Annotated in this window: 8 protein-coding genes and 1 tRNA gene; 3 read left to right on the forward strand and 6 right to left on the reverse strand. The window is 69.0% G+C overall.

The window, feature by feature from the left end; translation table 11 throughout:
* The first annotated feature begins 256 nt into the window (after nucleotides 1-256).
* Nucleotides 257-1,168 (forward strand): alpha/beta hydrolase, encoded by a 912-nt coding sequence (locus tag AB0I35_RS09630; protein ID WP_357395353.1) that lies wholly within the window; start codon nucleotides 257-259, stop codon nucleotides 1,166-1,168.
* Nucleotides 1,169-1,192: 24 nt separating this feature from the next.
* Here AB0I35_RS09630 and AB0I35_RS09635 read toward each other — a convergent pair whose 3' ends face one another.
* Both AB0I35_RS09635 and glpK read right to left on the reverse strand, forming a co-directional pair.
* Nucleotides 1,193-1,783: a TetR/AcrR family transcriptional regulator gene (locus AB0I35_RS09635; protein ID WP_357395354.1), complete on the reverse strand. Its 591-nt coding sequence runs from the start codon at nucleotides 1,781-1,783 to the stop codon at nucleotides 1,193-1,195.
* A gap of 2 nt (nucleotides 1,784-1,785) precedes the next feature.
* On the reverse strand, nucleotides 1,786-3,282 hold the full coding sequence (gene glpK, locus AB0I35_RS09640) for a glycerol kinase GlpK (protein ID WP_357395355.1): 1,497 nt from the start codon (nucleotides 3,280-3,282) through the stop codon (nucleotides 1,786-1,788).
* 234 nt (nucleotides 3,283-3,516) lie between these two features.
* Here glpK and glpD point away from each other — a divergent pair, with 234 nt between their 5' ends.
* Entirely contained in the window at nucleotides 3,517-5,307 is a 1,791-nt protein-coding gene (glpD, locus tag AB0I35_RS09645) for a glycerol-3-phosphate dehydrogenase (protein WP_357395356.1), read from the forward strand.
* Nucleotides 5,308-5,310: 3 nt separating this feature from the next.
* Here glpD and AB0I35_RS09650 read toward each other — a convergent pair whose 3' ends face one another.
* From AB0I35_RS09650 to AB0I35_RS09660, 3 genes are all read right to left on the reverse strand, one after another.
* Nucleotides 5,311-5,691, reverse strand: a complete 381-nt coding sequence (locus AB0I35_RS09650) for a VOC family protein (protein ID WP_357395357.1) — start codon at nucleotides 5,689-5,691, stop codon at nucleotides 5,311-5,313.
* Between the two features lie 97 nt (nucleotides 5,692-5,788).
* Nucleotides 5,789-6,562, reverse strand: a complete 774-nt coding sequence (locus AB0I35_RS09655) for a DNA-formamidopyrimidine glycosylase family protein (protein WP_357395358.1) — start codon at nucleotides 6,560-6,562, stop codon at nucleotides 5,789-5,791.
* Between the two features lie 3 nt (nucleotides 6,563-6,565).
* On the reverse strand, nucleotides 6,566-11,785 hold the full coding sequence (locus AB0I35_RS09660) for a DEAD/DEAH box helicase (protein WP_357395359.1): 5,220 nt from the start codon (nucleotides 11,783-11,785) through the stop codon (nucleotides 6,566-6,568).
* Nucleotides 11,786-11,933: 148 nt separating this feature from the next.
* On the opposite strand from AB0I35_RS09660, the gene AB0I35_RS09665 reads away from it, so the two are divergent.
* A complete protein-coding gene (locus tag AB0I35_RS09665; RefSeq protein WP_357395360.1) occupies nucleotides 11,934-12,476 on the forward strand; it encodes a histidine phosphatase family protein in 543 nt (180 codons plus the stop codon).
* Nucleotides 12,477-12,516: 40 nt separating this feature from the next.
* Here AB0I35_RS09665 and AB0I35_RS09670 read toward each other — a convergent pair.
* Nucleotides 12,517-12,593 (reverse strand) — tRNA-Met (locus AB0I35_RS09670).
* Nucleotides 12,594-12,645: the final 52 nt, after the last annotated feature.

Here is a 12,645-nt window from a genome sequence, read left to right on the forward strand (position 1 = left end):
CTCTTCTCGAGGCTTGTGCATTCGGGTGACCAGGACACAGTCATGCGCGATTCGGCGGTGCTGTCCACAACGGATGACCGGAGTCCGAGACTCCGGGCTGGCCTGTGACCGACTGCAGAAGCCGCATAGCGATGTTCGAAATGTGAGCACGGGAATCAGTGTCTTGCGATTGCACTGGTCAGTGGGTGTTTTTGGGGCCGGTTCGGTGGTGTGAATGCGAGTTGGCAGCGGGTATTCGGGGGCGGATTCTGTGCGTATGGAGTATTCGAGTTATGTGAAGTTCCTGCCGGTGCGTTATCAGGAGGCGGTGGTCGAGCCGCGGTCGACGTGGTGGGAGTGGCGGGGGCGCAGGGTGCATGTGGCCAGGGCGGAGCGTGGGGACGCGGCTGTTCGGGTGTTGGCGTTGCACGGGGCGGGTGGGCATGCGGGGTTGGTTTGGCCGCTGCTCGGAATCGTCGCGGGGGAGGGAGTTTCGGTCGCGGCGCTGGATCTTCCGCTCTACGGCGACACCGTGGAGCCGGAGCCCGCGTCGGTGCGGTATCGCGACTGGGTGGAGTTGGTGAGCGAATTCGTCTGTGCTGAAACCGAATCCGACAGCAGGCCGCTCGTGCTGTTCGGCGCGAGTGTCGGCGGGATGCTCGCGTACGAGGTGGCGGCGCGGACCGGGCGGGTCGCGCACGTGGTGGCGACTTGTCTGCTCGACCCCGCTGACCCGGCCGCGCGCCGGGCAGCTGCGCGCTGGAAGGCGTTGGGAGCGTTGCCGCGTGGCGTTCTCTCGGGCGCGGGGCGAGTGGCGGGCGGTGTGCGCCTGCCGATTCGATGGATGGTCGATATGGCGAACATGAGCCTCGACCCGGCGTTGTCGCGACACTGTGGCAGCGACCCGAGAGGCGGCGGTGTGTGGATCCCCGTCGGTTTTCTCACGGACTTCCTCTTGTTCGAGCACACACCTCCACAGGACTATCAGGGTTCGCCGGTCACGCTGGTCCACCCGGCGGCGGACCGGTGGACGCCGCCGGAACTGAGCGTGCGGTTCCTCGACCGGATCGCCGCCGACACGAGAGCGGTATTGCTCGAGGGATGTGGTCACTTCCCCATCGAAGAGCCGGGGCTGACGCAGCTGGCCGACACGGTGCGGGAGGTCATCGGCTCTCTCCGCCCGCTCTGACCGGTCGGGCCGTCCACAGCCCGTTCAGCCCTCCTGCAGCAACTGCCGCGCCAGTACGAGCAGCGCGTCCGCATCGACGGTATGTCGCGTCATCACGCGGTGCACCTGGGTGTCGACGGCGTGGACCAGGGTCCGCGCGGTGAGCTGCGGATCAGCTCCGCCGCGCCCGCATCGCCGCAGATGGAACTCCACCTCGGCGACGAGGTAGTCCTCGAAGGCCCGCACCGCCTCCCATTCCGCGGGCAGCCGCAACGCGACGCGGTGCATGAGGGCGTGCAGGGCAGGCCGGTCGCGATGCAGATCGGCGACAGCCGTCACGATCGCACGCAGCGTCTCGTCGAACGGTGGCTCCTCGGACCGCAACCGCGCGAACACCTCGCCGAGCCCCGTCTCGGCAGCGATGAAGTGGCGCTCGGCCAAGGCGCGCAGCATCGCCGTCTTGTTCGGAAAGTACTGGTACAGCGTGCCGATCGAGACGCCTGCCCGTTCGGCGATCCGGTTGGTCGATGCCGCCGCACCCTCGCGGGAGAACACCTGGGCGGCGGCCTCGAGCAGTGTTTCCACGGTCTCGCGCGCCCGGCGTTGACGAGGCAGTTTGCGGGGACGGTCGTCCATGTTCAGGACCAGTTGTAGGTGCGTTCCACGGCCTTGTTCCATTCCGAGCAGCGTTGGGTGCGTTCGGATTCGGGCATGTCGGGGGTCCAGGTGTGGTCGGCGATCCAGTTGTCGCGCAGGTCGTCGAGGTTGGACCAGTAGCCGACGGCCAGGCCTGCGGCGTAGGCGGCGCCGAGGGCGGTGGTTTCGCGGACCACCGGGCGGACGACGGGGACGTCGAGGATGTCGGCCTGGAATTGCATCAGCAGGTCGTTGCCGGTCATGCCGCCGTCGACCTTGAGGGTGGTCAGTTCCAGGTCGAGGTGCTGGGCGGCGGCGTCGGCACGCATGGCGTCGACCACCTCGCGGGTCTGGAAAGCGGTGGATTCCAATGCGGCTCTGGCCAGATGGGCCTTGGTGACGAAGCGGGTGAGGCCCGCGATGACGCCTCTGGCGTCGGGTCGCCAGCGCGGGGCGAACAGGCCGGAGAAGGCGGGAACGAAGTAGGCGCCACCGTTGTCGGGGACTGTGCGGGCCAAGGTTTCCACTTCGGGGGCGGAGGAGATGATGCCGAGGTTGTCACGCAACCACTGCACCAGCGAACCGGTGACCGCGATGGACCCTTCCAGCGCGTAGACGGCGGGGGAGTCACCGATCTGGTAGCAGGCGGTGGTGAGCAACCCGTGCTTGCTGAACACCGGCGTCGTCCCGGTATTGAGCAGCATGAAATTGCCTGTGCCATAGGTGTTCTTGGCCTCGCCGGGCGACAGGCACGCCTGCCCGAAGGTGGCGGCCTGCTGGTCACCGAGAATGCCGGCCACGGGCGCGCCGGCGAAAGGCCCGGCGGTGATCTCCGCGTACACCTCCGAGGAGCTGCGGATCTCGGGCAGCATCGACATCGGCACGTCGAATTCCGCGCAGATCTGCGAATCCCATCGCAGGGTGCGCAGATCCATCAGCATCGTGCGCGAGGCGTTGGTGACGTCGGTGCGGTGTTCACCGGTGAGATTCCACAGCACCCAGGTATCCATCGTGCCGAAACACAGGTCACCCGCCTGCGCCTTTTCCCGTGCACCCTCCACGTTGTCGAGGATCCAGCGCAGCTTCGGACCGGCGAAATAGGTCGACAGCGGCAACCCGGTGCGGTCGGCGTACCGCGACGCACCCTGCTCGCCACCGAGCTCGGTGCACAGCTGATCGGTGCGGGTGTCCTGCCAGACGATGGCGTTGTACACCGGTTCGCCGGTGGTCCGGTCCCACACGACGGTGGTCTCGCGCTGGTTGGTGATACCGATGGCGGCCAGATCGCCCGCCGAGCAGCCGCTGTTGCCCAGCGCGGCGCCGAGCACCCATTCCGTATTGCGCCACACCTCGACCGGATCGTGCTCCACCCAACCGGGCTTGGGGAAGATCTGCCGATGTTCGCGTTGCGCGGTCCCGACGATCCGGCCCTGCCGGTCGAAGACGATGCACCTACTCGAAGTCGTGCCCTGATCGATGGCGGCCACATAGCGACGCATTCAGGCAGGCTACCCAACCGCGCGGTCGTCGTAGCGAGCTTTGTCGCCGACGACGAGCGGAAATCGCCCGGTTGGGCGCGGGTACCGAATTTCGGCCACGCGCCTCGCCGGGTTCGTCCCACACGCCGGGTGGGCACTACGTTTAGCCTGTAGGCGGCGTCGGGACGTGCCCGGCGTCTGCACCCAACTGTCGGCTGGGACCGGCCGTTCACGGTCGGCGGCGAGGAGTCGAGCATGTCGCAGACACCGGAGTTTCCGTTCCTGAACCCTGGTGAGTTGGTCGCCGGCGGGAAACGAGACCGGCTCGGCCCGGGGGAGCTCGGGCCCGAACACCGGCGCACCGCGTGGGAGCGCCTCGGCAAGGACCGATTCGATGTGCTGGTCATCGGCGGCGGCGTGGTCGGCTGCGGAATCGCGCTCGACGCGGCGACCCGTGGCCTGTCGGTCGCCCTCGTTGAGGCGCGTGACCTCGCCTCGGGCACCTCGAGCCGGTCGTCGAAGATGTTCCACGGCGGTCTGCGTTACCTCGAGCAGCTCGAGTTCGGATTGGTGCGCGAGGCGCTCAAGGAGCGCGAGCTGGCGTTGTCGACGCTGGCGCCGCACCTGGTGAAGCCGCTGCGGTTCCTGTACCCGCTCACCCACCGGCTGTGGGAACGGCCGTACGTGGCCGCAGGCCTGACCCTCTACGACACCATGGGCGGCGCGAAATCCGTTCCGGGACAGCACCATCTGACCCGACACGGTGCCCTGCGGCTGGCGCCGGGGCTGCGCCGTGACGCGCTGATCGGCGGTGTCACCTACTACGACACCGTCGTCGACGACGCCCGCCACACCATGACCGTCGCCCGCACCGCCGCCCACTACGGTGCCGTCATCCGCACGTCCACCCAGGTGGTCGGGCTGCTGCGGGAGGCCGACCGGGTGGTCGGGGCGAAGCTGCGCGACACCGAGGACGGTCGGACCGCCGAGGTGCGCGCGAGCGTGGTCATCAATGCGACGGGCGTGTGGACCGACGAGGTGCAGGGGCTGTCGCATCAGCGCGGTCGATTCCATGTGCGAGCGTCCAAGGGCGTGCACATCGTCGTCCCGCGCGACCGGATCGTCAGCGACGCGGCGATCATTCTGCGGACCGCCACCTCGGTGCTGTTCGTCATTCCGTGGGGCGCCCACTGGATCGTCGGCACCACCGACACCGACTGGAATCTGGACCTCGCGCATCCCGCCGCGACCAAGGCCGACATCGACTATCTGCTCGACCGGGTGAACGAGGTGCTGGTCACGCCGCTCACCCACGACGACATCGATGGCGTGTACGCGGGCCTGCGACCGCTGCTGGCGGGGGAGAGCGACGAGACGTCGAAGCTGTCGCGCGAGCATGCCGTGGCGCGGGTGGCTCCCGGCCTGGTGAGTATCGCGGGCGGCAAGTACACCACCTACCGGGTGATGGCGGCCGATGCGATGGACGAAGCGGCGCAAGACATTCCGGCCCGCGTGTCGCCGTCGATCACCGAGAAGGTCGCCCTGCTCGGCGCCGACGGGTACTTCGCGCTGGTGAACCAGACCGTGCAACTGGCCGAGCACTACGGCGTCCACCCGTACCGGATGACCCACCTGCTCGATCGCTACGGCTCGGTCGTCGACGAGGTGCTCGCCATGGCCGATGGCAAACCCGAACTGCTGCAACCGATTACCGACGCCCCCGCCTACCTGCAGGTGGAAGCGGTGTACGCGGTCGCCGCGGAGGGCGCCCTGCACCTCGACGACATCCTGGCCCGGCGCACCCGCATCTCCATCGAATACCCCGATCGGGGCGCCAACTGTGCCGAGCAGGTCGCGCACCTGGTCGCGCCGATCCTCGGCTGGGACGACGACGACATCGAGCGTGAGGTGTCGACCTACCAGGCGCGGGTGCGCGCGGAGATCGAATCGCAGACCCAGCCGGACGACAAGTCGGCCGACGCGCTGCGGGTCGCCGCCCCGGAGCCGCGTCCACAACTGCTGGAACCGGTACCGCAGGACCGCTGACCCTCAGACCGGGTCGATGCGCGCCTTCAGCAGGCAGAAGTAGTTGTCCTCGGGATCGGCCAGCACGTGCCACTGCTCATCGCCGGTCTGGCCGATCTCCGCGGGACGTGCGCCGAGGTCGAGCAGGCGCGCGAGTTCGGCGTCCTGGTCGTGGTCGGTGGGATTGACGTCGATGTGCAGGCGGGCCTTGCCGGGCGCGGGGTTGTCGGTGGGGCTGAGGATGATCGTCGGCTGCGGGCCACCGAAGCCGACGCGTGGCCCGATCTCGATGCTGCCGTCGTCGTCGCGATCGAGCACGACGTACTCGAGTACCGCGCACCAGAACTGGGCGAGCGTCTCGGGCTCGCGGCACTCGAGCACGAGCTCACTGATCCGACATGCCATTGCGAAACCTGCTCTCTACCTGGTGGACTGCCGGGAAGTCAGCGGTGGGAACGACTTCGGCGAGCGTATCGGACGCGGGCAGCGGCGGCGAGCCGATTCAGGCGAGCGGCTGGCAGCGCGGACAGAAGAAGATGCCACGTTCGCGCTGGGTGATGCGGTCGGCGGGGTCGTCCTCCCCGAGGAGCTGGGAGGCGATGGGGGTGCCGCAGCGTGGACACGACCGACGGGTCCGCCCGTAGACCAGTGGCCGCCAGGGTGGTTCGTGCGCGGCCTTGCCGAGCACCCGGTGTGACTCGTCGACGAGGGCGGGGAGATCGGCGATGTCACCGACCGGCGTGGCCGGGTGAACGCGGCGCAGAAAGCAGATCTCGCTGCGGTAGATATTGCCGATACCGGCCAGGTTGCGCTGGTCGAGCAGGGCGAGGCCGACGGCGCGTCGCGGATACTGCGCCAGGCGGCGCAACGCTTCTGCGGTGTCCCAGTCCGGACCGAGCAGATCGGGACCGAGATGGTCGATGACGGTGTGCTCGTCGGCACGGGGAAGCACCTGCACCTTGCCGAGCGAGAAGCCCACCGCCTCGACCTCGTCGGTGGCCAGCACCAGGCGCGCGGTGACCCGTGGTTTGGTCCAGCGTTGACCGCAGTGGAACACCCGCCACACACCCTCCATTTTGAGGTGGGTGTGGATGCTCACGCGGTCGGTGCGCACGAACAGGTGCTTGCCGTAGCTGACGACGTCGTCGACGACCTCACCGACCAGATCGACGGTGGCGTAGCGGGGGACGCGGAAGTCGCTGCGGGTCAATGTCTTTCCCGCCAGCGCGGTACGCAGTCGTTCGGCGGTGCGGAACACGGTGTCACCCTCGGGCATCGGTCACACCTGCCTGCGCAACCGCAACCCGCGCGGGGTCATCGAGAAACCCGCCTCGACCAGGACGTCGACGAAGGTGTGGCCGTGCACGGATTCGCCGTTGATCTTGTCGATCACCAGGCCGTCGACCCGGCGGTCGGTGACCAGCTGCGCCAAGGCGACGGCCGCTGTGCGGCGCAGACCGATGTCCTCGGTGAAGCTGAGCAGGGTCTTGCCGCCGCGCTCCACATAGAGCACCAGTTCGCCGCCGACCAGTACCACCAGCGCCCCCGCCTTGCGGCCCGGTCGGTGACCACTGTCGGCATCGCCCTTGGGCCACGGCAGGGCGGCTCCGTAGGGGTTGGCCGGGTCGCAGGCGGCCAGGGCGACGGCGACGCCTGCCCGGTTGTCGTCGCGGTCGGTGTCGAAGGAACGTAATCGGTCGACGGTGTCGGTGGTGGAGAACTGCGCGCCACCGAGGGTGTCGACGAAATAGCCGCGCCTGCACCGGCCGCGGTCCTCGAACTCGGTGAGGACCCGGTACATCAGCGCGAACCCGCCCGGCACGCCTTCGTTCTGTACGGAGCCGCGCGTCAGCACGCCGTACCGCTCGATGAGCTGATCGGCCGTGGCATGGGCACGAACAGTGTTGTCGCGCACCCGTTCCGGGAGTATCGACCACCTTCCCGCCAGATCGGGTGGCCCCGAGCGGGTCGGCATCGATGGCCGCGGAAGGTATGCGCGTGCCCGGGGAGCGCGGCGTGGCGTGCGATGCGCGGTGGTGCTGCGCGCGGTGCCGGACAGGAGCGCGCGCACCGGGGCGAAGGTGTCGCCGGAAACGTAACCGGCCCAGACCAACTGCCACAGCGCGTCGCCGACTGCCTTGTCGTCGAGCAGGCCGGTCGCATCCGACAGCTGGCGGAAGAAGTACGCGCCGCCGCCGCTGAGGTTCGCCGGGATTCGACGGTCGTCCCCACCGGCGGGTACGTCGAGATCTATCGCCTCGCCCGCGTACCCGGCGCTGCCGACCTGGCCGGTTCGCTTCGGGGGACGGGCCCGATCCGGTCCACTCGCACCGGGTGCGTCAGGGAAGTCGGGCGCGGATGTGCCTGTTCGCGAGGTTTTCCCGAGGTTCGAGCGGTCGGCGTCGATATCGACAGCGTCGGGCCTTCCCGTCGGCGAACTGTCGTGGGGGGCGCCGTCGGCGGGTCGTGTGGACCCGGAGCCGCGCCGGGTTTGGGTGCGGGGCTCGATGTCGGCGCCGAGAGCGATGAGGAGGTCGAGTTGGACGTCGGTCGGGTCGATGTCGTCGGGTGGAGGCAGGGTGACCGGGGTTTGTTCGGCCAAGTGCAGGGCGATCCAGCCGTCGCGGGCGGTGATGGCGCCGTGCCCCGACCAGATCACCTCGCCGGTGGCCATGAGTTCGTCGAGCATGGCGGGGGAGTAGTCGCGCACCCGCATCGGCAGGATCAGCGACTCCCACGCCGAGGCCGGAACGGGCACGCCCGCGAGCTGTTCCACCACCGTGGCCACACCGTCGATGCCGCGCAACTCGCCCGAACCGACGTGCTGCCAGGCAGGCAGGAAGCGAGCGAATGCCGCGGTGGCGACCGGTTCGACCTCATGCCGCGCCGCCGCCAGCGACCGACGCCGCAACCGCCGCAACACCTGCGCGTCACACCACTCACCACCGGCCGCACCCGGCGTGAATTCGCCCTCCACAACGCGCTTTTCGGCGAGCAGCCGGTGCAACGCGGTGACCGCGACCGCCGTCCCCAACCCGAATCGCTCGGCAACAGAGGCAGTCGTGAACGGCGCATGGGTGCGCGCATACCGCCCGACGAGATCACCCAGCGGATCCGGCACCGGCTCGATGAACGCGGCGGGCACCCCGATAGGCAACGGCACTCCCAGCGCATCCCGCAAGCGAGCCGCGTCCTCCACGGCAACCCACCAGGTCCGACCGGCGAATGAAACCTCCAGCGCCCGCCGCGAATCCCGCAACTCCGCGAACCACACCGGCGCGTCGGAGTCCGCGAGCAGTCGCGACCCATCGCCGCTGTCAGCCGACGAACCACCACCTGCCGACGCGTCGCCACCGACCGACGAGCCGACGTCGACCGAGCCACCACCGGCATGTCCGTCCGATGGGCTTGTCGCCGACTCCCCCTCGATGGTGCGTGGTGCTCGGTCGTCCGCCACGGCATAGCGAGCGGCTGTCGGGGTTCCGGGGCGGGGAACGCAGCGAGCGGCGGCCTCGGTGGGGGTCAGAGGGCCGAGGAGGCGGAGCATATCGGCCAGGCCTTCGGCGTCGCGGGCGTGGCGTTCGGGAGTGAGGCGCTGGAGTTCGCGTTCGGTGAGGTCGAGGACGGCCGGGTCGAGGAGTTCGCGCAGTTCTACGCGGCCCAGGAGTTCGGCGAGCAGACTCGAGTCGAGGGCGAGGGCGGCGGCACGGCGTTCGGCCAGCGGGCTGTCGCCGTCGTAGAGGAATTGGCCGATGTAGGAGAACAGCAGGGCGTTGGCGAACGGTGACGGGGTGGCGGTCTCCACCTCGACCAGACGGATCTCCCGGCGCGCCACCCGGGTGAGCAGGTCGCGCAGGGCGGGCAGGTCGTACACATCGCGCAGGCATTCGCGCACGGTTTCCAGCAGGATCGGGAACTGTGGGAATTTCCTTGCCACGTCGAGCAATTGGGCCGACCGTTGCCGCTGCTGCCACAGCGGTGCCCGCTTACCCGGGTCGCGACGTGGCAGCAGCAGCGCGCGGGCGGCGCACTCCCGGAACCGGGACGCGAACAGCGCCGAACCACCGACCTGTTCGGTGACGATGTCGTCGATCTCGTCGGGTTCGAACGCGAACAGCTCGGCACCCGGCGGCTGATCCGTGGTGTCGGGCAACCGAACGACAATGCCGTCGTCGGACGCCGTAGGCGCCGCGTCGATACCGAACTGCTCCTGCAGACGCGCCCCCACAGCCAACGCCCACGGTGCGTGCACCGGCGTGCCGTAGGGCGAGTGCAGCACGAGCCGCCAGTCACCGAGTTCGTCCCGGAACCGCTCGACCACCAGGGTGCGATCGGTAGGCAATTGCCCTGTGGCCGTGCGCTGTTCGTCGAGCAGACCCACCAGATTGGCCGTCGCGTTCTGATCCAGCCCAGCTGTGCGCACCAACTCCTCGAGCCGCGCACCAGGCTTACCCAGCTCCGCCCCGGCCCGATTCGCACCGCGTGATCGCGCCCGGCTCGACTCGACCTCGCCCGCCTGGGCTCGGCCCGCCTTCGCCCCGCCTGCCTGCGTCCGCGCAGCCTCGGCCCCGCGTTCCTTCGAATCGAGCGAGTCGCCGAAAGCTGACACCGTTGTGCCCATGTTGGACACGATCTGGGTCAGCTCATCGGCAGGAACCTGCCCAGCCGTCCGCACGAATTCGCCGAGCGCCGCACCCAATTCGGCGGGACGACCCAAACCGTCACCATGCCAGAACGGCAACCGACCGGGCAGCCCGAACGCAGGCGACACGAGAACCCGGTCGAAGGTGATCTCCTCGATCCGCCAGCTGGTCGCACCGAGCGCGAACACATCACCGACGCGGGACTCGTAGACCATCTCCTCGTCGAGTTCACCTACACGAGAAGCTTTCTCGCCCACCATGAACACGGCGAACATCCCGCGATCGGGAATCGCCCCACCCGAGGTGACCGCCAGGCGTTGCGCACCGGGGCGGCCGGTCAGCGTGCCCGCATCGCGATCCCACACCACCCGGGGCCGCAGCTCCGCGAACTCGTCGGACGGATACCGACCGGCGAGCAGATCGAGCACGGACTCATACGCCGAGCGGGGCAGCTGCGCATAGCTTCCGGTCGACCGGACGACATCGAACCAGGCGTCGACATCGAGCGGTTCCAGCGCGCAGGCGGCAACGGTCTGCTGGGCGAGGATGTCGAGCGGATGCGCGGGAATCTGCAGCAGTTCGATCTGCCCGGACAGCATGCGCTGGGCGGCGACGGTGCAATGGATGACATCCGTGCGGTGCTTGGGGAACAGCACACCCCGCGAGATCTCGCCCACCTGGTGCCCGGCCCGCCCGACCCGCTGCAGCCCGCTGGCCACCGACGGCGGCGCCTCTACCTGCACGACCAGGTCGACCGCGCCCATGTCGATACCCAGCTCGAGGCTGCTCGTGGCAACCACGCACCGCAGCCGACCGGTCTTGAGGTCGTCTTCGATGATCGCCCGCTGTTCCTTGCTCACCGACCCGTGATGGGCACGCGCCAGCAGGTGGTCGGCACCGTGGATCACCTCGGTGGACGGCCCGAGCTGGGCGGGCGGGGCGTGCTCGGTCTCGACCGGTTCGCCGAGCTTGGCGGCGTAGGCCTCGTTGAGCCGGGCGGTCAACCGTTCGGCCAGGCGCCGCGAGTTCGCGAACACGATCGAGGAACGATGCTCGAGCACCAGGTCGACGATGGCCTCGTCGACATGCGGCCAGATCGAACCCGGCTGGTCGGAGTCGCCGCCCGGATCGGTCATATCCGCCACCGGCACCCGGACCGACAGGTCGAAGGTCTTCGGTGCGGGTGGCCGAACGATGGTGATCGGTGCGTCGCCAACGAGGAATCGCCCGACCTCCTCGGGCGGGCGGACGGTCGCCGACAGCCCGATGCGCTGCGCGGGCCGTTCGGTGAGCTGATCGAGCCGGGCCAGCGACAGCGCCAGGTGCGCGCCGCGTTTGGACCCGGCGATGGCGTGTACCTCGTCGACGATCACCGTCTCGACCTCGGCGAGGGTTTCCCGGGCCGCGGAGGTGAGCAGCAGGAACAGGGATTCGGGAGTGGTGATGAGAATGTCGGGTGGGGTGCGCTGCATCGCCCGGCGCTGCGCGGGAGTGGTGTCACCGGACCGCACGCCCACCGAGATCTCCGGCGGGTCGAGCCCCAGCCGCTTCGCCGTCTGGGTGACCCCGACCAGCGGGGCTCGCAGGTTCCGCTCCACGTCCACTGCCAGCGCTTTCAGTGGTGAGACATAGAGCACGGACGTCCCTCGGCGGGTGCCGGGCTCGGCGGGCGCACGCTGGGCGAGCTGGTCGATCGCCCACAGGAACGCCGACAGCGTCTTGCCCGAGCCGGTCGGCGCGACGACCAGGGTGTGCTGCCCGTCGGCGATGGCCTGCCACGCGCCGAGCTGGGCCGACGTCGCCTCGGGGAAGGCGCCGTCGAACCACTGCGCGGTAGCGGGGGAGAACCGGTCCATGAGATTCAGTGTGCACCCACCCACCGACAGGTTCCGCGATCCGCGCGCCGCCCGCGACCAGCGTCGATGACACGGCCGTCGACGATTCCCCGGTCGAGCCGGGGTGAGGGGTGTGGCCCGGAACACGCTCGCCGTACCCTGGTCCATCGTGCAAACGGTGCTGAGAGTCGACCTCGTCGGCCACGGCCTCACCGAGGCGGTACGCAAGGCGCGTTTCCCGGTCGACGAACCCCTGGACACAGCGGGCCTCGCCGCGCTGGAGACGTGCTCGCCGCTGACCGGAGCGCAGGTGCGGACGGGCCCGGAACGTCGGGTGCGCGAGACCGCCGAGGCGCTCGGGCTGGTGGGCGAGCAGGACGAGCGGCTACGTGACCTGGAAGCGGGGGCGTGGCGGGGTACCGAGATGAGCAGTATCCCGCAGGATCAGCTGTTCACCTGGCTCACCGATCCGGAATTCCGCGGGCACGGTGGTGAGTCGGTGACCGACCTGGTGGAGCGGGTGCGCTTCTGGCTGGCCGAGATCGCGTCGGCGGGGATGGACACCGTCGCGGTGACACATCCCTCGGTGATCCGCGCGGCGCTGCTGGTGGTCCTCGACGCGCCACCGAAGTCCTTCTGGCGCATCGATGTTCAGCCGGCGAGCGTCACCCGACTGCACTATCGCGGCAACTGGACGTTGCGATTGGGATGAACGACGAAAGCCCCGGAGTCGAAACTCCGGGGCTTTCGGGTGGTAGCGGGAACAGGATTTGAACCTGCGACCTCTGGGTTATGAGCCCAGCGAGCTACCGAGCTGCTCCATCCCGCGTTGCATTCACTACTGTACACGCGGGGTGGCCGAAGGCGAAATCGCCGCTGTG

The organism is Nocardia sp. NPDC050378, assembly GCF_040655675.1.
In the GTDB taxonomy this organism is placed as follows: Bacteria; Actinomycetota; Actinomycetes; order Mycobacteriales; family Mycobacteriaceae; genus Nocardia; species Nocardia coubleae.